Raw genomic sequence first — 22,946 nt, forward strand, 5'->3', positions numbered from 1 at the left:
CTTCCTTGGGACAATTTGTCTCGAAGTGCCATCACCGATCCCCACGGCCTTTTTTCTGCATTTGACGGTAGCCCTCCAAAGAAGAACCGTCTATGATTTCCTGATAAGCGGCCATTTGCTCCCGGATAGAGAGCTTCGGGAAAGAGAACACCTTATGCTCCTTGGGAATATCCTGCAAGCCGTGATACACTTCCAAGAAATGATCGCTTTCTTTGACAATATAGCCGCCCGGGGCAAAATGGCCGTTTTCGTGGATGCAGGCATCCCGGCCATACGCCTCATAATCGAAATACGGTTTTACCTGATCCGGCACATCCAACATTTCCAGATCGTCCACATAAATACGCCCCAGCGTTTCCTCATCGGATACGCCGGGGTAAAAGCCGTAACAGTCCAGATTTTGTGTCAGATTGATGATGTCCCGCACCGAAGAACAGTGTTCGCCGCTGTCGAGGACGGCCTCCAGTGTTTCCAGCTCCGATGAGGTAAGCTCGGAAAGCAGGCAGGCCAGATGATTAAGCTCATCCAGATTTTCATACTCGCTCAAATGGTCATAGAGCCCCAGCACATCCCCATCGAAAGAGGTAATAAAAATTTCCTGATAGCGGACGCCATCCACGCCAATCCGTTTCAAGAGAGCCTCCACCTCCTGGGCGGTTGTGGGAAATTTCAGTGTTTCACCCACAAGCTGGCCCTCGCTGTACTTCCCGGCGTTGGTGACGTAGGCTTCAAACAGGGTCGCCATCAGCGGCGGCCTTGTCCCTTGACGGTCAGGATACCCTCAAGGGTTGTTGCCGTAATTCCCAGCCGCTGGGCCACGGCAATATCATTTTTCATGGCTTCGGTCATACTGTGCCCGCAAACAACCAGCACATGAGAACGGCGGAGCAGGTCACGGCTCATGTCGATGCCGCTTTTATGCTCCTCGGGAACAGCATCGTTGAGAAACAGTGGCAAGTACAAAGGCGGACAAATAGGAGAAAAGCCTGCCTCATACACGGTGCGGCAATACTGCGCCGCCAGTTCTGCGTTTTCGCTATCGCCGCCGAGCCATGCAGCGGTGATATAAGCAAGGGGTCGTTTCATCGTTCATACCTCCGATATTTTAATAAGAAAGTTCAACCCAAACCCCACGCCCTTTCCCAGTCTTGGGAAAGGGGGCGGCTCTGGAGGATATACCCCCGCCGCTTGCCGGGGAAATAGCACAGCCGGGGCAGACCGTCAAGGGCGAGCCGCCGAAAACGGCGGTGCGCTGCACCCTTGACGGCCCACTCCCGGCTGTACTAAAAAACAGGCGGCGACGGGGGATATATACCACCAGAGCCTCTGCGCGAGGGCGGGCCCCTCGGGACAAAGTGTCTCGAAGTTGTTACTTGTCAAGTTCCTGCTTTTTCGGGGCTTTTGCCAGCTCCGGCGGCTGTTTTTCTTTCCAGTCATCCAGCAGGGACATAATCTGTTCTTTCATTTTGGCGGGAGTGACCTCCTTGCCAAAATACTTTTCCAGTTCCGCAGTAGAAATAATCACGCCTCGATCCTCCTTTTTCTGTTCTGATAAGATACCGTCAATGACATCGCCGTTGAGTTTGCCTTCCTTATCCAGCTCCCGGAGCCGTTTGGCCTGAGCCAGTGAGGGCGATGCCTGCTCCCCGTCAATGGAAACAGCAATAAGCCTCTGATTTTTTGATTTGATGTAGGACAGCTCCACGGCAGGCATGAAGCCCATCTTTTTATCGTCTACCTTATCCAGAAGCTCCGGCACAAGGGAGTTGAGCCGCAAGTAGCGCATGACCTTTTTATAGTTCATTTCATGCGCCTCGCCCACAATCTCAACCGAGCGTTTCCCGACATCGCCTTCCGCAACACCTTTCAGCCGCCCGCCCTGATGCTTGATGTCCTCAACTTCGAGTTCCAGCAGCGCGGCCAATTCGCTGGGGAGCATCCCGTCACGCTGCTTGTTACTGTCCTTCATGGCCTGCACCGCTTCGTGGTCGGTCATTTCACGGACAATAAAGGGCATTTCCTCCAGCCCCGCCAGTTCACTGCCGTGGGTACGGCGATGGCCCGCTACAATTTCATAGCCGTTTCCGTCTTTCTCCGGGCGGGCAAGACCGGGAACCATTACACCGTTTACGCGGATAGAAGCAACGATTTCCTGCATCTTCGCATCGTCCCGTACCTTAAAGGGGTGCGGACGGAATGTGTGAAACGGATGAACCTCGGAAAGTTTCAGATAAACCAGCTTGCCTTCCTCAACCGGGCGGGGCGGTGTGGTCGGCTCGGGAGCCGTCTGTTCCGCAGTAGCAGTTTCCTTCGGTGCCGTATCCTGTGCGGGCTTAATGGGCTCCTTGGCATCCGGGGCCTTTCCGTCACTTCGGGACACTTTGTCTCGTTTGGACGGCTTGGGCTTGTCAGGGGCCGTCTTATCCGCCTTGGGTGGGCGGCCCTTGCGGGCCCCAGCCGATTTCTCCGATTTTTGATTTTCAGTCGCGGCCTTTTCTGCTTTCGGCGGACGGCCACGGCGCGGCTTTTTCGGTTCCTCCGTATTGGCGGGCTGCGGTGTTTCTCCGGGGGCTGCCGCCTCCGGCGCTTCGGGGGTTTCCGCCTTTTCGACTTCGGCGCGGGCGTTCTGTCTCTTTTCTGCCATAAGCTCATTGATTTTGTCAAAGGACACAACCACATCGCCGGGCTCAGGTATGGCAGGCTCGGTCTGTTCCTGCTGGGGTTCAGATGCTGCGGCCTGTTCGGGTGTGGCGATAGGCTCGGCGGCCTCCGTGAAAATATTCTCCGCAGGGCCAGTATTCAATTTTTCATCGGCCATTTACGATCCTCCTTTTCGTTAAAGTTGCACAAATTTGAACGCTAAAATTTTGTAGTTATTTTTGCGCCTCCTTTCCGTCTATCCACGCAAAAAAGCCGCCCGTTTTTCATGCCGGACGGCTTTTTGCGTAATGTGATAGATCAAATATTATTTTTTCTGGTTTGTAGGCTCCGAAAAGCCTTGTATTTACAGTGTTCCTAATAGGAAGTAATCATATGCATAATCTAATTCTTTTAATGCTACTTTTCCATCTTGTATCCCTTGTAAAATAATTGCTTTCCACGCATGCGCTGAACTGTTTCTAGGGTCTAAGATGAGAGAATGCTTGATATCGTTCATCGCCTTCTCATATTCTCCATCATATAAATAATACCTTCCCCTCATCAGATAATATTCAATCTCAGAACAATTTCGTGCAATCAACATAGTGTATATTTGCGTCATTTCTTTATTGCTCAAACTTTCTCTATTGGTGTCCGCATACTCTATAATCTCTTTGTCACTCATTAATTCAAAGTTTACTTTATCAAAAATTCCCGTATCGGAAATTTTCTTTGTATCCATATTATCCTTAGTGACACTGTCATTTAGAATACATACGCATTTTTTTCGCTCATCAATTGTCAACTTATTAAAATATTGAAGCACATCCTCAATCTTTCCATTGCTTATGATCTGTTCGGCCTCTACATCAAGCTTTAGAATATCATTTTTAGTAGCCTCGCTTAAAAAAGCAGGGAGCATTTTGATATTTTCTTTCCATGCATACACATCTTGTCTGCTCCGACTTCCTAAAGTAAGGTATCTTGTTCGCCACGCAATATCTTTCTGGTCAATTTTCTCTTTAGTTTTAGCGATACAATCTTCTATAACTGGAATAAAATCGTAATCTTGATTTTCATTGGAATATTTATCCCGAAATTGCTCCGCCACTTTTTCAAATTCCTTACGGTTGTTGCTATATGATGCAATTTCTTTTATATCGGTCTGCAATGAAACAATTTTGTTTTGAAGATCAATAAACTCCTTCCTATCATTTTCTGCCATTGTATAAGTTAATACAGTATTAAGGCATTCAGATGCTAATTCAAGGCTATCTAAAGAATCTGCTTCAGCAACTATATCAAATACCGATGCAATGTCATCATCCATCTTTTTCTTGTGTGTGGTAAGTTTTTCAGTCGCAATATTAACCTGTTTTCCAACTATTAAAGCTTCCTTACCAAGCCCAGCTACATATTTTTCAAACCGTGACTGCAATTCAACACTGTCCTTTAACAGTTTCTTTGCTTCCAAATAATCATTCGATTTCATATTCTTATAAGATTTTAAGAATTTTTTTCCGTCATCCACAAGCTCTTGCCTACTTTTTATTTCCGCTTTGTTTCTTAATTCTTTTTCTCCCTTTGCAGTAACTAGTTTTGAAAAATCAGGGTATCCAAACCTTAATAAACTACCCGCGCATCTCTGATAAAATTTCTCAAAAGCATTCATCTGATCAATAGATTTGCAATAAACACTTTGATCCAACCAATTTTTGAAGTTTACTTTGATTAATGCATCTGCACGTTTTAAAAGTACTGCAGGTTGTGTCTTGTATTCTTCAGAGACAATAATACCATTATTAATAAAAATTTCCGCTATAGAGAGATTATTAATCATCTCAATCGCATTCAAAGTCTTATTTACATTTGCTTTTTCTTCAGATTCATCTAATTCTGTTTCAATATCTTCGACTCTATGAAGCCATATTGTCTCCGCCTTTCTGAACTTTTCAAACTGTAAATCAGCAAGCCGCTTATGAACCTCCATAGATTCCGGCAATCCATAAAACTCTATTAAAGAGCTCAATTCTTTCTCTAACTTTTTCGATTCAGAAATATCCTTGTTAGATTCAATTTTCTTAAATAGCTGTGAAAACTTTGATTCCACGGATCCGGTATCTACCCATAATAAGGTAGTCATTTTTAATTGATCAATATGAAGTTTCTTGTCCTCAACAATATGATCTTTCCATTCTATAACCGTTGTCCGTACATTATTATATTCCACTCTAATGTTATGCCAGAGATTTGTAATTATCATTGCAAGGAACATGGTAGCGGCTTCTTCACTTAATCCATATGGCGGTGCGCAATATGTATCAAAAAAAGTAGCACAGTTGTAGGATTCATTTTTATTTAATTCGGTTTCTACCATATCATAAATAGACCTAGCACTTTTATTAAGTGGTGAGATAATAGCGTATTCAGAGGTAATACACTTCCAGGAAGCCGATCCGTCTATCATAAAAAGTGCTTGGATACGATTACGAATATCTATTTGAAAATCATGTATGGTATCTTCATTCACTTTATTAGATAAGAACATTTTAAGAATCTGACAGTAATTCTTTATACCGTTACCAGTAAAGTTGTTGCCCTGAGTTAGTAAACCGTCAAAATTAAATGACACTATTTTCGGATATAATGTTTCAAATATCTCAGTTAATGCACTCGGAAGACGTTTTTCAAGAGTGCGTGTTCCATTTGCAGTAATTTGCTCACGTTGCTTTTTTAATGCTTCAAACGCGTTCTTTAAATTATCAAGTACCCGTTCTCTGTCTTTAATATATATCATATTATAGGCATCTCGTGTCTTGGCGTCCATATGATCTAGAACTTCATATTCTGTTAAGATATTCTGTAATTTATTATCAACATCATTAAGAAGCAACATAACAATCGGTGTATTTACAAACTTTTGCGCTATCGATTGTAACCGCTCAATAATATGGTAATCTGAATCTTTATTAAGATACAGCCAAATCAAACGCCCCTTTGGTACAACAACACTGCGTGAAGAATCCCAGTCCTTAATATATTTTTCGGCAATATTCGAGGTTAAATCTTCTGCAAGCATAACCTCCTGCGTGAAACACCATTCATTTGTTGTGATTTTGTGTACGGTATTAAAGTTTGTCAGCTGATTTTGCAAAAAGCCGCCCACTTCAAGAATCGATGCCGTGCTAAACAAATTTCGGATATCAACTTTAATGGTTGAAAACAAACGGCGTTTCATAATTTTATAATCATAAGCGCCTTTTGCATCTTCGGTAAAATCAAAGCAACCACTCATCTCATCAAAAGCCATTACTGCATATTCATCAACAAGAATATGTAAAGCGTCTTCAATTTTTTCAATGGGTAAACCCGAACAAAGAGCTAAGGATTCTTTTGCTTCATCATATGATCTTGTATTAAAACGCAGAGTCCGGGTAATAAGATTCGCACGTAAAACTGTTTTTGTCAAATCATCAAACTTTGCTTCATTTTTTTTCAGAATATTATCATATCGAATACATAAATCAGAACGATGACGGCCACTTGTTTCTGCTGCCAACATTTCAATATAAAAATCTCCATGCATCAGAGTTGTTGGCAATATATAAGGAATCGACTTATCTAATTCCACATCGGACAAATCAGAAATAAATCTACTAACTATCGTCAGTGATGAACGGTTTTGCAAATAATCTGATAGCTGAGTAAGCATGAAGACAGCAATTGGATGTATGGGATATATTCCTTCAACAATTACTTTTCGAAACTTAGTGTAATCAGCCCATATGCCAGAAGTGCGTGTCCATTTGTTTAAAACATCATAAATGATTTTCCAGTTTTCTTCTTTACTATTAAGCCAATTTACAATTCTATCTCTAAATGCATCTACATTATTTCTAGAAATAAGATTAGCAAATACGGTTTCAAGATTAGAAGAAATATGAAAAGTTTCACTTTCCGCATACCTTCCTATGTAACGAGATAAATTACGACTTTGATCTACCCTATCCAGGTATGCTTTTATCTCATCCTGAATAAAATCAATAATTTGTAAGGTTCCTGCCGCATTCTGCGATACTTCGAATATCTCCTGAAGCGCATTATCGCCAGATTTTGCGGCATCTGTACCAGAAGCATATTCAAGATACCGTCCAAACTCATCAAATAAAACAACAACATTATCAAATTGTCCATTTAAACCACAAAATTTGTTTAGAAGCATTTCAAGAATTACTTTCGCAGAAATGCCCTCTTCCCAACGAATCCTCTGTCCAGTTGTCGTTTCATAAACATCATTAATAATTTCAAATGCAATATCATCAGAACCTAATGAATCCTTAATTTTATCAATCAAGCATTCCCCCATCTCTCTCCAGCCTCTTCTTGCTGCAGCTACTTCAAAATCATGAAGGCGGTTAATTGCATTCAACTCAAAGAATCTGTTTGCTGTTTCTATTGTTCGATTTAATTTTTTTAATTCTGTATCATCAATTCCATAAAGTTTAAGACTCTTCTGTGTAGCTTTTAAAATTTCTGAATGAAGATTAAAGTCACGAATCCCATTAAGCATTATTACAAAGTTTTTATCTTTGCTTAATCTGCGAATATCACTGGCAGATTCTGGATCAATCTTCTCAATGTTATGTAATATTTTCTCATATGTTTCCGGCATATAAGAAGCGCCAGAAAATATTTGTCCAAGTGTAACTGCTAAATGTGATTTACCAGTTCCATAGTCAGCGATTGCCAGTGTTCTTGGATTGGAATCCTCTTTTCCAAGTTTTCCAACCAAAGTTTTAACCAGACTTATCGTATCAATGCTATCCCTTTTTGCCTCTACGCCGAAATAGTTTTTTCCATGAAATACAAAATTCTCTGCAACCTTTGAAGCTTTTTCTGGATCATAAAACCAATCCGCTTGAACTGCACCTTCAAAATATAAATCTTTTCTGAATTCAAGTACTTCTCCAAGTTTCATTATGTTTCCCCCTTTTGCCTAGCATAACTCGCTATATAATAGATCAATCAATTTTTCTTTTGGATAAACACGCCTTGCTGTAAACGGAACCATTTGTCGATTCAGAGCTATAATTCCCTTATCGTGCATTGCTTCCAATGCCCTGTATTCTTCTTGTTCATCCCAGCCAAACGGAAACCTAAATCCAGCTTCATCAATCTGAGGAGCCGTAAGTTCCGTCTTTGAAATTCTTAGCTCGTCCTGTTCTTCCAGACTAAAAGAATTTGCCCATTCATCCCAATATTCATAAAGAACATATGCATATAGATAAATATATTCTTCATTAAAAGTATGGTGAGCTAATGCATATTCATTACTGTCAATATTTAAGAACTTCAATGGTGCAAATAAAGTGCTATAAGTACCATTGAAAGGTGCAAGATTTACTTCTTTTTGAAAATGCATTGATAGTTCTTTTTCTAAGTTCGATTTACTGATTTTTCCATGATATTTGGGGAAAATTTCGCAAATGATATAGTACCATAACTCCGCACCTGCATACTTTCTCAATAACATACAATTCATAAGCAAAAGTGTTAATGGCTCCATCAACCCTGGATCCTCTGCCATTACAGTTTCACCTAAAGCAGTATATGACAAATCGTATTTTTTATTTGACAACGTCTCTGTAATCATGCCCATGTATTCCAAATAACAAATCGTAGGAACCACTTTTCCGCTACTTTTTCCAGTTGGAATACCTGTTATTTTAGATATTTCCTGTGCATCCTTTCCTGAACATATATCAAGGTCCGTTAATAAGCTATTCAGGCAATTACGTTCTGGCTTAAAGGTCTGATGAAACTCTATATTTTTTTTTATTAGTTTATCCATACGCTTTTATAAATGAGGGACCGAAGCCCCTCATAATTTACCTTTCTTCAAATGCTGTTACATGTGTTAATGTCGGCCTACTTGATTTAAAAATACCATCTCTTTGAATCCGGTCTCCTACAACAATACATTCTCCCTTTTTTAGATTAGATAACGGTGATCTCCACTCATTTGCATCGTTAGGATTTAGCTGTTTTGCCATAGGGATGATTTCTGAATCTGTTGGCTTAAAATACAATTTAAAAGCAGCCTGCATCAATCTCGTAACTTCATCATCATTTAAAACTTTCAAGGACTGTGTTGCATACCATGCAGACCATCCAAATTTCCTTCCCTCGGTAAGTATCATTCCACTCGGTGAGTTGTCTGCATGGGATAAATTCTGGGCTTCATCCAAAACAACTGCAAATGGTTTATCTTTACTACCGTTCTTCTTGGTATAATGCCACATATCCCACAACATGAATTCCGTGATAATCACCTGGATATCTCTTACAAAACTTGTTAGCTGAAAGATAGTCAATTTTCCAGACGTATTATACAGAATATCCCCCCAATCACATTGTGTACCTGAGAATTCGACACTATGAAGAAACGGAAGCATCTTAGATACAACAGTTTTTGCTGCTTTATTTGTACTTGCGTTTAATTCACTCTCTAAATATTTCATATTCATCTGTTCTCCATATTTAGAAAGCCCACTACTACATGCTTCATAGATTGCAGCAAACTGCTGTTCTCCAAAATCATACACATGAGTTAGCGTTGATGCAATTCTTTGAGCAACATCAGATATTTTCTCCGGAGCTTTCATACCAGCAATTTCAATTTCATGCCTTTTAAATGGATTGATTGGAACACCAGTAAAATAAATCACTTGTTCATCCATACGATCAGACATTTTATCAATGAACTTTTTTTCAAGCTGATCCCTTCTGAAACCTTCTGTATAATCAAATACTACCATAGAAATATTAGTCTTTGATAACTCATAAAGCATAGTTTGGATACAGTAGGTTTTTCCCTGTCCCGAGGTACCGGTAATAAGTAAGTGCCTGTTTGATAATCCCTTATGCCCAAATTCCCAACACACATCATTGCTATTTCGATCTTTTCCGATTAAAACACGAACATCTTTAAGAGATCCGTTCAAAACTGCGTCTACTCTGCTCCCTCCCTCCTCTGTATTTACATTTGAAACAGCCAATGTTGATTCTAAGAGAGATTCCTGATTTTCATCTTTTGATTCATCACACTGTGGCTGCATATTTGAAGCTATTTCTGTCACTTCTTCTATCTTACCAAACTCTGATTGAACACTATTATCATCAACTTCTGTTCTTTTCTGATTCTGCGATGAAAGATCAACTTCTACTACTGTTTTAGGATAAGCAACCAGTTGAATCTGCTCTTTAATTTTCTTTCTAGCAATGATGGCTTGCCGTTCTTTCTCAATTTCTTCTTCGGCTTTCTTTTTTATAACAGCGTCTGTTTCATCGTCAACCGTATCCATTATTTCCTCATCAATATCAACATATGTTGCATCTGATTTATTCAAAAGTAATTCCTGTATGCACTGTTGAGGGATATGGTGTATAATTATACCATGGATGTCATTAATTTCTTCTTTGTCTCCAGGCATATCAATCCAATACCCCAAAATACTTCCGCTCCATTCAATCTCAAAATTCCCATCTAATATAGTTCGTAGCCTTCCTGAAAGTTCAAAAAACTCTTCACTATTATCAGAGAATGTTACTTGCGCAAAAACAAGTGCTCGATACAATTGAGCAAACCAATATCTACGTTCGATGGAAGTCGATTTCGGATCAAACAAGCTCTTCAGCTGTTTGAGTCCATGTTCCACTTGTCCTATTGCCTTTTCAATATGCTGATCGGCATTTTTATACAATGCAGTTTTGCACTCAAGTATTTCAGCCTGAAGTCTTAAAGATTCTCCGTTTGGAGCTACAGATAACAACAAAAAGTCTGGACGTTTAGAGTTATCATCTTTTTCGCTGTTATCAAACCAATGTTTATACGAATCAAGATGAACAATAACCTTTAATGCGCTATCGGATACAATTTTCTTTTCACGCAAAGACGTTAAAACATATGCCATAAATTCATGAATATTTGTACTTTTCTGATTGACCGCAGAAAGTAAACTAATACCATCAAGCCCTCGTGCCTCTCTCATAACCGTTTGAACCGCTGTATTAATGTCTGTATCCTGCCATTTAAACAGTCGTTTTAATCGATCTCTGAGTTTCCGTTCTACCGTTTCAAGAATAGAATTTCTGGCTGTAATCGTCAAATTATATTGTCCATACATTCCCTTACCTGTACTGAAACCAATAATGTTGTATGATGTTTCACCTTCTTTACCACGAAGCAAAGCACCATCCATTACTTTATCAATACAAACAACCCAATATGCCTTTGTATGAAGCATATCAATAATCAGCTTAGTTTTTTCATCTACCGATGTTTCTCTTACAGCAAGGTATTCTTCTTCCTTAGGTGCCTTTTCTGGATTCTTCTTATAGCGAACCACCTGCGAATATTTAAATGCTGCACTGAACTGTGTCTGCGTCAACTCTATTTTTCTCTTCGTAGATGTTTTAGACAACGGTGATGGCTTATAAACAATAGGGAAACGACAATCAGTTATTTTACTTATTGTTTTTCCAGGATTCGAAATAAAATGAAATGACGCTGCATGTAACAGATCCATGTTAAAAACAATATCACTATTCTCAGGCATAAGCTTGCATAATTCATTGTAGCCCGACCATTCATTCATATAAATGCGAACATTTGTATTTTTATCCTCTGCAAAATATTCATCCATCCAATACGTAAGATAATTTTTTCCACCTTTATTTTCTGGCCTTACAAGAATAAAAAGCTTCATATTAATTGCAGCTATTTCATCTTCGAGACGAATATCTTTCGTGTATTTGGATATAGCTGAAATAATGGGCTGCAATTCAGGAGGATTTAAGAACACGATATTAAGAGAACGTCGTACTGATGGCATTGCTTTATTATAATCAAGTAATACATCATAAAGCATTTTTGCATCGTCGTTCATCTGGGTCAATTCAGACGCTTTAAATTCTTCATCATAAATAGCCTCTTTGCGCAGAACATCTTTAATTCTAGTTCTGACCAAAGCTGTATTTTTCTCATTACCATATACGCAAAAGTTACCAAATGTGCCAAGAACCCCCATATATTCATTTCCTTTGGTTGGAAACAAATCAATCGTTGACTGAATTTTTGTCATCTGGTTGAAATGCTCTATAAGGTTAGGTATATTCATTAATGAATTATTTTCATCAGCCTCTGCAATTTTCTGACTCAATCCATCTATCAAGAATCTTTTCTGGTCTTTAATTTTTTGTATTGCGACTGGATGCCACGGTGGAATAATTACACATTCAGAGTCATCTTCATTCTCAATATAATTGGAAGAATCCAATATGGCAAATGCCTGAAGATAGGCATCTTTGACCCACTCTTGATTTTCACTAAATTTATATTGCAGAATACTATTCGCAATTTCTGTATACCGCTGATAAAAATTGGTAATAACATCGCCGCATATACAATTATAGAAACCCTTTTCTGAAATCTCTTGAACAAATTTGCAAAATGCTTCGCCGAGATTAGCAAATAATATTATATAACTTTTTATAGTGTACTCAGCGTTTTTCAACCATTCGGAAATATTTTTCTCTAAGTCAAAAGAAAAATCAACTGATTCTTCCCCATACAGATCGAAGAACTCTTCCTCACTTCGTATTACAGTTGTACTTTTAGCACGCTTCATTACTCCAATCGGAACACGTTTAGCACCAATATCAATAAATGATTTCTCCGAAACAATATCCTTAAAATCAAATAACCAAGCAGCATCCGAACTAAATTTCCACGTGTAATGATAATCCATTAATTTATTAATATTTTCTTTATGATTGCTTAACAAATTTCCGTGATTATCAAGCACCCTCACATCGAATATTATTTTATTTAACGTATTAGTTCCGGTAGATACGCTTACTACACTATTGGTTTTATTTTCAGCTTCTTGAGGAGAAAAAAAATCTTCAGTATCACATGTAATGTCTATGGAATTGCCAAACGCTTTCCATTCATTCTGATTAATAAATTCGAAAATCCCATTTACATGAACACAAATATTTTTCCATACTTCAACAAGTAGTTCCTTTTTTTCGATATCATCAACATCTGTATATCCAGTTACAATGCTTGCCTCTTTAAAATGAAAACAAATTTTCGCAATTTCTGTTTTATCGTTTCTTTTCGCATCTTGCAATGCAATTAAGGCTGTAGATAACATCACTGTAAGTGGATCCCCTGTGATTGATTTATCAGAAATCCTATCATTTTTTGTATCGGATATTTTAAGTTTTAAAACATCGTCTATAATAGCATAATCCACTTTAAGCAAACGGAGTCTATTTTGAGCAACATTTTCACCGCGTGCGAATTCTAGTAAAACTTTAGAAAATTCGCCATAATCATCTAATCCATACGCAAACCAATTTGTTCCATTACCGGCATAACGTCCATTCATTTCATACTCGGCGATTTTTTTCTGCAAACCTGCATATTTCTTTTGAGAAAGACGTTGAAAAAGCTTTCCGCTGATAAACTCCCTTTCATCACGTAAGACATTACGTGTTTTATTAAAATCTGATGGTTTCAACGGAACATTTATTCGATTTGGCATTCCCCAATTTTGCAGACTTTTTCCAAACTCTTCGCAGAATTCATTAATAGTATTAAAAGTTCCATTCCATTTATCTGCAAAGTCGCTCAGTTTACAAATATCCGCTGGTACATATTCGAACAATGACTTATAGGCTTTATCGATGCACTGTTGAGCACCCGTTTCTAAATCTGATGTAAAGCATTTTCTAAATATTTTATGATATGCGCCATCCAGTCTTGCTAAAAGACTGTCAGGTGTAATCTGAAAGCAGTTTGCAAGTCCCCCAGTATCTTCTTCATCTTCAGTGCCGAGTAAAACCAAAATATCAACGTTATGTTGGTTACGATAGAATGTAACACCTTCTTTATCTGCAACCCATCCATGTTGCTCCATCATCTGTATATCCTGTGACCCAGCAGAAGAAGATGTCGAAAGTTCGTCCCATTTTTTCTTTGCAAGTTTTATATTGATTGAATAGTTACTACCAATGTAATGTTTTTCTAACGCCGCCGCTAGCTCCGCATAGTAATTTAATTGTTCGAAACCATTCACCAATACAATCGCCTCATCATTTGTATCTGGTTGCTTTTCCACAATGATTTCACATATTTGTTCAATGATATAACGCACTATTTCACTCCTTCCTTATAAGGATTAATGACAATAGATGTCGCATCAGATAGTTCTCGTAAAAATCCAGTAGATTTCAAAAATTCTTGAAATGCTAAAACATTTTAATTGAAACTATTAGCAAGCGTTACATCCATATCTTCATTATTACATTTCTTATATTGAGTAGGTCCAATAATAATACGATATTTTTTATATAGCTCCTCTAAGAACATATCCAGTGTCATTTTCTTTTGCGGTGCAATTAATGCTAACACTAAAAACCTAATACAATCCTCTGGTAAGGCGAACCGCTCATATGGCCCCGATGTTGGAATAATACACTGTAATTCTTTCCCTTTTGATTTAAAAATATCGAAAGAATCTTTTCTAGCTTTTACAATATACTTCAGACGTTCTTCACCATCAGTTAATGCAGCAATGGTTTTTGTTTGTCCAATTGCTGTCGTAAATGTTCCTTGAATTTTAGCAAAGCTATTTGCTGCAACTTTTTTGATAACGCTCGCATTCATATTGCCGACATCCACGATCCAGCACTCACGTTCTAAACCAAGATAATTGGTTGTTGCAACAGAAAGCATTCTTAAAACCTGAATCATAACCCCCTTGGAAAGCAGTTCAATTTTACTTACCGGATGCATATTGCAAGACATAAAATTAATCAATTCATCTACGCTATCAGTGCCAACATTCTTATATGCCGTTTCTGGAATGAAGGAAATATGAATTTTTTCAGTCGGATGCTCATTATATTCCATGTATTCTTCCCATGTATTCTGAACAAAGTTTGCAATTTGAGACATTTTACTTCCATTAGCAATCAATTGTTCTCGAAGAAGCATTTCCAAACGTACTCTTTTATCGTTGTGTCCTTGCATGCCTTGTAATAAATGGAGATAATAAAGTTCACCACCACGCGCAAGGAAGTTACGCTTTGAGAAATCAAAACAAGAGTCTATTTTAATTTTGTCGCTTTCATCTCCATCTTTACATTCATTCCAAACCAGTTTTGCACGTTCTTTTTTCTTTGGCATTGCTTCGCAAAAAACCAACTCAGGACATAATGGAAGCATTGCCTGTGCACACCAAGTCCTCTTTTTTAGAATAACAGCATATCCATGCAAAAGATCTTGTAAAGATTCAAGAATATTGGATTTTTGTTCTTCATCTTGATCATCTATTTTTTCTTTTAGAGCTTTTATAAGTTCTGAATATGCATCCTGATCAATTTTTGTAATATCACCTTTTTTGTTCTTATCAAAAAATATGAATCGCTTCAATCCCATTCTTGGTTCTACAGTATAAGATAAATTACCTATAGCGTCCGGAGAATGAAAATGCAGTTTTTCTTTTGGATTAACTGGATCATCATCAGCCGAGACAAAAATCAATAAAAATTCGATCAAATATTCATACAATGTTTGATCGGCGTGAAAACGATTGCCATAGATTTCGGCAGAAACAGACATTTTATCACTGCTAGCATTAAAACCTGCCGGAAATGTTTTTATGTTGAGTTCCATTGAAACCTCCCTATTCACTATTGTAATTCGATCATTCCATTTTCTATTACAAGAGATTCCTGAGTATATCCTGTATTACTCATAACTAACATATCGAGTCTATCTTCATCGGTGTCAGCTATACTAAGGAGTGTTGCTTTAAGATTTTCAATTCCATGTGACAACTGTGGATCAATATTCGTAGCTATAACACCTTTTCTCAACTCTTCAAAATGATCCAGCATTGGCAACGTCAAATGATATAAATGAAAGTTCTTGATTTCTAAATATAAATTGTTCTTTCCTTTATTCATATCCGAATCAGGTTTCTTTTTTATATCAATATCACCTACATTTAATTTACCTGCAATTAATTGAACGCTCTGACTGATGCCACTTTCTGAGCTCATAGTAATTGGAATCGTGTTATCTAGCTTACTCACTGTACCAGTATAAATCATACGCAAAGCATCAATTATCAAATCTTTTTGAGCTTTTAACGGTTTTGCATCTTCATTTCGAATCATATAATACGGATAAAACTGTTTTGAAAAAATATCTTCAATATCCTTTTTATGCTGCTCATCTGCTACAATGCTCATAAATAAATACATCCGTCGTAACTCATTGTCCCACTCCTGATTAAGCTCTGTATATGTATCCACATCTGCTATTATTTTATTCAATGAAACTCCAAACAAGTGTTCATAATTTCTACGAATAAGAAGTTCTTCATCTGCCCGAAGGCGTTTCAGATAAACATCACTTTCCTTAGCCAAGCGTACCGCTATAACATTCTCTGCAAGAGGATTGGAAATGATACCTTCATATCCGAAAAAAAGGTTTGAAAAAAGTTTCTTATGCAGCTTGTCTGGCACCACATCTTCACATCCATCTCCACCAGTAAATACATAAGACAAATGTTCAGCCATACTTCGTATAGTTAGACGTGTTCCATATTCACTTTGCCAAATATAATAATACCGAATGAATTCGTACACTCTGTCTTTATTTTCCTGAATCAATTGATGATTATTCCAAATATGACAGTATGCCTTTTTTTCACACGCTTCACAGTCTATCCATAACTCTTCATTCTGTATTTTATTTAAAAATTTTTCAGCAAATTCGGTATTTTCTATTGCTGCAACATTTATTATTGCCATTGGATATCCATGAATATTTTGTATTGCTCCTGTGTTGGAGTCCATTTCATCGATGATATCCATCCGTGCCTGATCCTGCTCTTCTTCATCACAAAACAAAGATCCAAATGTATTAATTAAAGGACCCGTATTAGCAACCAGAAAACCATATTTTTTATTTGCAAGTCCTTCCGTTAATTCTTCTAACGTACTAAGTCTTTTCTCATCTGATAATTCAGAAAAATCTTTAACACATGTCACTGTTTTTCCAGATTCGGTTGTTATCTCTTTAATCGCTTGCTCAGATACTTGGCTATATAATATGTTAACACCAAATTTTTCCAACACCTGATACATAATACTAGTTTTACCATCTCCAGCATGTCCTGTCAGAATGACAATATGAGGTTCTTCTTTTTCGATTAACTTTATAATATGCTGGCAAATATCAATTGGAACCTGGGTACGTTCATAATAGGGGCTTTGTACATTTTTTTCTCCATATGCATTTTGATTCTGCGCATTATAGTTGTGCAATCCATTAAGATATTTCACAAAATCGTTCATATTTTATCCTTTCCAGGACATGCTGTTATAATGATTCCAAACTTTCTACCAAATCATCGATATCCTGATCTGTGTTAAACGGTCCTATACAAACTTGAATTGTCCCCGCGTAAGGCTTATCACCTAAATAGTCGTGAATATATGTGGAGCACAATGATATCCCCTACGCATAACGATGTCATATTCATCATTGAGAATACTTCCTGCTATATACCTCGACGCGACAGGCGTTAACTGAAAGATTACGGTCAATGCAATTCATTTCGACATATACTAATTCCAGACTAAAAAATGACATTTCTACATTATCAAAATAAATCTCATTATTCCTCTTACAGACTTTCGATAGCATCCAACAACGCATCTAAATCTTCCTTTGTATTAAATGGGCCTATACCGACCCGCACTGTCCCACCATATGAACTGTCTTTTAAATATTCGTGGATATATGGTGCACAATGATACCCTGTGCGTACCGCGATATCGAATTCATCATCCAGTATCTGACCGATATCCCCCGAATCATAGCCTTCTATAACAAAAGATACGATTCCAAGTTGCTGACTGGATGCAAAGACTGTCACGTCTGGATTTCTTGAAAGACCATCTACCAGATAATCTGTCAATTCTTTGATACGCTCCATATGCTGATTTATACGGAGCCATTCCAGTGCCGCATGCAATCCAGCAATCGCTACAATATTTTCACTTCCTGCCTCGTATCTGCCGGGAGCAGACTGGGGCATTGATAAATTTAATGAATCGCTGCCTGTTCCGCCCGTTAATATACACTTTAATGATACATCTTTTCGGATGATAAATCCACCTATTCCAAATGGTCCACATAACGTTTTGTGGCCGGCAAAACCCACGATATCCGCGTTTATCTCATCGAAATCCAGATCAATCAGTCCCGCTGCCTGTGCGGCATCCGCTATCGTCGTCGCATGATAATGTTTTGCCAGTTCAAACAAGCTTTTCACCGGAAGCATATATCCGGTCACGTTGCTGATGACCGTGGAAATCACGATATCCGGATTCTTTTCATGAAACAGATATTCCGTCTTCTTTAAGTCAATTTCCAGAGTCTTTTCTTCCACTGGAATCATGCTTACTGTACATCCGGTTTTCTGCCGGATGGCTTCAACCGTGCGGGCAATAGCATTATGCTCGTATACAGTCATGTATATCACGGTATGTTCCGAGATATCCAATCCATTCAAAACCTGATTGAATGCCTGGGTCACGGACGGGGTCAATACCACATCCGCTTTCCTGGTGCAATGAAACAGCTCTGCCAGTTTTTTTCTGGTATCATAAATAATCGCAGATGCCTCCCTGGCAGCTTTATATCCACCACGTCCGGCATTCACGGAAAGTGTCCGGTTAATGCGATCCATTTCCTGATAGACCTGCTCCGGTCGCGGAAATGATGTCGCTGCATTATCAAGATAAATCATCATACTTACCCCATCAGTTTCTTTACAAGGTTCATGAGAATACCAATTTTCTCGCTATTATCCAATGCCCCGTATTCATCCACCATGTCATCAAGTGCACTCTGGAAGAAGATTCCGGAAGCAGACAACTCATTCGGGTCAAAATCATAAAACCATTCTTTGATTCCGTCGTTAGTCGAAATACTGATTTTTTTACTTTGCGGGCTTACCGCCTCTTCTCTTTGCTGCAGATCGGATACCAATGCTTTTAATGTGCTTTCAAATTCAGAGATGATCTTATCATTCCAGTCTTCAATAAAGAAATTTGTTGCTGTTTTTGCAATTTTCTCTATCAGATTCCCTTCATTGTTTCCCGTAATGTCGCGAATACAGTTTAAAAGGCTCTGTGACACTGCTGGTAAGATGCTGTTTTTGACATTCGCAGGTATATTCTCATACCATACTTTTAAGCTCTGTAAAAAATCAGCATCCTTTGGCAAGTCAAGTGTTGTTCTCACAACTTTTTCAGCTTTCTTTTTTAATTTTCTTGTATGTGCATCAAGATCCTTTTTGGCATCTTTTACTTCCTTCAAAGCTTCTAACAGACTGTCAGTTCCAAAAATATGCGGGATCCGTTCAAAAATCAGTTCTCTCGGATTTGGTTCTCCGGTCAAAGCTTTACGGAATAATTTCAACTTACGCATATCCTGTCTTGGATAATCTTCTATTTGAAATGTGGTGGCTGCCTGCGGCAAAGATCGATACCATGCCTGCATAAAGCATTTCAATCTTGCAAGGCGGTTCATATTTTCAATCTCCCGGCAGTAATTGCCATACTCTGAGAAAAGTTTTTCCATTCCTTCAATGTACTCCAACTTTTCAACTGTCTCCGTTTCCACATAGAGATAATGATTCTCCGGCATTGCCACCGCGTCCACGATTAATTTCGGGCTCAATGCAATCTCAGTTTTATCATGATAGATGACTGGCATGTCCTCAAGCTGCATGATCTGTTCTGCAATGTAGATTGGAAGAACACCACGACGCATTCCGTATGGCGCTTTGGTCAATTTATTCACCAGAGAAGCAAACACATTCTTCTTTCCTTTGCTTTCATGAATAAATTCCGTAATTTTACTTCTGATAAACAACAGATTTTCGTCTTCTTTTGTTGCACCAAGGCAAGCACGATAAATGGTCGATTCCGCACTCGTGCCGGTACTGTACTGTTCAAACTGCCTTGAATGAAAAATATCATCCAGTATAATATTTCTCGCCTTGGATGTCTGCGCGGTAATATTATGTCGGTTGATCAATTCATGATTGATAATTGGAGTTCTATTGTATACAGCTTCTGCCACATCGCTGACAACACGGTTTAGACGCTTATTTCCAATCTTTTCTGCTCCGTTCGGAGTATAAAGAACACTAATATGATCTATAATGTCTGCAATCACATTATTCAGCTCATCAATCAGGCTCTTTTTCCATGTCTCCAACTCTACTGTTGCAGTTTCATTTTCCTTTATAAACACTTGATCTGATAGTAATTTTTGTACTGCAAGAAATTTTTGCGCTTTTTCCTTTATATATGGCATCTGTTCAACTATCGCCGCCATGACGGATGGATCGCCCAGTTCCTCAAGATGCCGTTTGATAGTCGACTGTTTTTCCTTATGGCCATTGAGAATTAAAAATAAATATCCATCCGGTTCATTCTCTTTTGTCAAATATTCCATGGATGATAATGCCATAAATGAATCAGAATTCATAATATGTACCTGGAAATAGCGAGTCATACAATGATCCTGATTATATTTCTTTGGAAGAATATATTTCTGTTTATTGATCTGATTTAGAACATCCGGTACATTTATATTCGCAAACTGTCTTTTCACACAATCGGAAACAATTTCCTGCAAATCCACGCCGATACTGTCATGAAAATCATAAGATTTATCATTTTCTTTGAAAGTTATGATCTTTTCCCTACATAAGAAGGCGATTGCATTTTCACAACGCTCTTTCTCCAACCCGGTTGCAAGGTATAGAAACTCAGCATTTGCCGGGAACTCTCCCGGCTGGTTCATCATCCGAATAACAGCGATTGCCTTCAAAATTTTTCTGGCATCTTCATCTTCTATTTTTCCGATTGCATTTTCTGCATTCAACCATTCCCTGTGAACCGTCTGGTCCTTCTCTCCCTCTAAAAGCTGTGAAAAGTAATCATAAATAAGCGGTGCCCCAGCAAACTCAATATTACTGCATCGCTCCACATACGTTGCCAGGCTGTAAAGATCCTTCCCTGTCAGAAATGTAAACAGCGTCCGTTCATTCTGTGCTATTTTTTCACTGAGTCGGAGTAACAAGCATGCAGACAGCGGAGTCAGTGGAAATGCACCACGTCCAACAATTTCATCAAAATCTTTTTTATCAAATAAGGTACGCAGTTCCTGTACCTGATAGGAATGATCCAGCATACTCTGATATGCTTCTGCTTCCGCAACCCATTTGTCAAACTCTGGTTTTTTCTGAATTGCGTCGGCAATCAGTTCATAGTTATTCTGAGAAGATACGATAAACTGCATTTCATTCAGACGCCCCTCTACACCGAGGAATGCATTCTTTACTTCTTTCGACAAAGAATCTCCATACGAGCGAATTGCTTTGTGTGCCACACAGGTTAAATGAAGCTGTTCTTCTTTCGACGAATTGCAAAGTTCACACAGGTCCTGAAGTGTTTTCATATCTGCAGAAAATCCTTCTGCTGTATGTCCTTCAATGTATTTACTAAACTCATCAAAAATGATATAAATACCATCATATCCATGTTTGTTGCAAAGCTGTTTATTAACTGAACGATATACTGTTAGTGTATCATCTTCTATTTCTGGATTAAATTCACTGCCGGAAGTCAGCGTCGGATATACTTTTTTAAACTTATTCAGTGAATCATAATCATACGCTTCAAGCCCATTCATAACTGTCTCTGGGTGATCCTGAAACGCTTTTTTAAACGCATTATAGGTATCCGGATAATGTTTTTCCCACTGTGCAATGGTAAACAATGCCTTAGAGAAATAGTTGTCCGGCACAACATCGGATAACTTTTCACGTTTCAGAGCCTGGTTTAAGCTTCTTACAAATGCCTGAGAAAGATCCCCGCTGCTCGTATTGATAATGACCGGAAGTAATTTCTTAGCTTTATATACCTTTTCTATTTCTTCCTTGGCATTGTCATCAAGATTACCAATTCGTTCAATCAGCTGTCTCATTTCGTCCGTATCATTCCCGGACAAAATAGCCAGTAAGACTAAGAGCAAATGGCTTTTTCCTTTTCCGTAAGGGCCAATGAGGATATTTGCCCTCTTACCTGAAAAAGTATCCACTTCTTCCAGATACTCCGTCAGTAATTTTATGGAAGAACGGGTCGGAATATATAATTTCAGCTTGCTCTCATCATTTAAGTCGAGAAGCAGGTTCACTGATTTTTCAAATCGGTGATCAATTTTTACTAAATCTGCAAGTCTCATGAGGTAATACCCCTTTCATAATGCATGGTAAGTAAATCCACCGGCGTCAGTTCTTTGCTCTGATCCGGATATATAATGTCAAGCCCGGCTGTTCGGTTCACAATGATGAATTTTTTTGCCTGAAGAGTATCCAGAAAATCATTCACCATAATCCGGTTCAGATTTAAGAGCTTTCCTGGCATATTGTTACCATCCGTTGTATAATCGATCTGCATGCTGCCGTTCGCATTCAGTTCTTCCATGATTAAAAACAAAATAATCAGAGGATCCAATTTATTCATGACCGGTCTGGTCTTCACATATTTTCCCTTGGCTACTCTGGAAATTAATCCCAGTTCTTCAAAAGGGCTGATTTTCTTGTCTTCCGGATCATCACCCTGCTCTCCTTTTTCAGAATACATGGATAAAATAGCCGTACAGTCATCTCGAAGGGAACGTTCCGAAACTTCCTCTTCCCCCGTTTCCTCCAGGATTAATTCCTGTTCCATCTTAAACATATCATCACGAGTAAAAGCAGAGGTCAAATCCATTTTATTGAAGAATACATTCCATGCCGTTGCCTGCTCAAAATTTCCTACTATTTTGCAGTGTAAAACCCAAAGTGTAAATGTATCTTCAATATAAGGATCATACTCGGCGATGACTTTTCCCAATTCAGTAAGTTGTACTCCTTTTTGTGGGACATCTCTAGTCACACCCGCAGTACGCATCCAGTACCGGATTGCTTTTGCCATGTTCGTTCCTACCCCAAGGGCATCGGCGCCGGAATTCTTAGAGAATACTCCGCTATCATTTTCCACTGCCTGAATTCCTTTTGTCAGCCATCCATCTCTTAAAATAAAGGATTCATGTCCTTTTAATCTATATTTACGTTTGATCATTCCTGTTGCCCTCT

11 protein-coding genes are annotated in these 22,946 nt (G+C 38.5%); all 11 read right to left on the reverse strand.

Annotated features, from left to right (window positions below; all coding sequences use genetic code 11):
* Positions 1-31: 31 nt before the first annotated feature.
* Entirely contained in the window at positions 32-745 is a 714-nt protein-coding gene (locus tag ACI3EW_RS10550) for an antirestriction protein ArdA (RefSeq protein WP_405579984.1), read from the reverse strand.
* Entirely contained in the window at positions 745-1,086 is a 342-nt protein-coding gene (locus tag ACI3EW_RS10555; RefSeq protein WP_003020223.1) for a DUF7768 domain-containing protein, read from the reverse strand. The genes ACI3EW_RS10550 and ACI3EW_RS10555 overlap by 1 nt, the downstream gene beginning before the upstream one ends.
* 283 nt (positions 1,087-1,369) lie before the next feature.
* Entirely contained in the window at positions 1,370-2,818 is a 1,449-nt protein-coding gene (locus tag ACI3EW_RS10560) for a ParB/RepB/Spo0J family partition protein (protein ID WP_257326596.1), read from the reverse strand.
* 186 nt (positions 2,819-3,004) lie between these two features.
* Positions 3,005-7,618 (reverse strand): tetratricopeptide repeat protein, encoded by a 4,614-nt coding sequence (locus ACI3EW_RS10565; protein ID WP_405579989.1) that lies wholly within the window; start codon positions 7,616-7,618, stop codon positions 3,005-3,007.
* Between the two features lie 18 nt (positions 7,619-7,636).
* On the reverse strand, positions 7,637-8,491 hold the full coding sequence (locus ACI3EW_RS10570; RefSeq protein ID WP_405579992.1) for a hypothetical protein: 855 nt from the start codon (positions 8,489-8,491) through the stop codon (positions 7,637-7,639).
* Between the two features lie 37 nt (positions 8,492-8,528).
* A complete protein-coding gene (locus ACI3EW_RS10575) occupies positions 8,529-13,865 on the reverse strand; it encodes an ATP-binding protein (RefSeq protein WP_485662948.1) in 5,337 nt (1,778 codons plus the stop codon).
* 104 nt (positions 13,866-13,969) lie between these two features.
* Entirely contained in the window at positions 13,970-15,388 is a 1,419-nt protein-coding gene (locus ACI3EW_RS10580) for a hypothetical protein (protein WP_405580001.1), read from the reverse strand.
* Between the two features lie 17 nt (positions 15,389-15,405).
* Complete coding sequence (locus ACI3EW_RS10585; protein ID WP_405580004.1) at positions 15,406-17,079, reverse strand: hypothetical protein; 1,674 nt, start codon at positions 17,077-17,079, stop codon at positions 15,406-15,408.
* A 332-nt stretch (positions 17,080-17,411) separates the two neighbouring features.
* Complete coding sequence (locus tag ACI3EW_RS10590; protein WP_405580007.1) at positions 17,412-18,542, reverse strand: aminotransferase class V-fold PLP-dependent enzyme; 1,131 nt, start codon at positions 18,540-18,542, stop codon at positions 17,412-17,414.
* 2 nt (positions 18,543-18,544) lie between these two features.
* Positions 18,545-22,051 (reverse strand): hypothetical protein, encoded by a 3,507-nt coding sequence (locus tag ACI3EW_RS10595; RefSeq protein ID WP_405580010.1) that lies wholly within the window; start codon positions 22,049-22,051, stop codon positions 18,545-18,547.
* On the reverse strand, positions 22,048-22,932 hold the full coding sequence (locus ACI3EW_RS10600; protein ID WP_405580013.1) for a DUF4007 family protein: 885 nt from the start codon (positions 22,930-22,932) through the stop codon (positions 22,048-22,050). Before ACI3EW_RS10600 ends, ACI3EW_RS10595 begins: the two co-directional genes overlap by 4 nt.
* Positions 22,933-22,946 lie beyond the last annotated feature (14 nt).

Source organism: Pilosibacter rotomagensis (assembly GCF_045062245.2).
In the GTDB taxonomy this organism is placed as follows: domain Bacteria; phylum Bacillota; class Clostridia; order Lachnospirales; family Lachnospiraceae; genus Pilosibacter.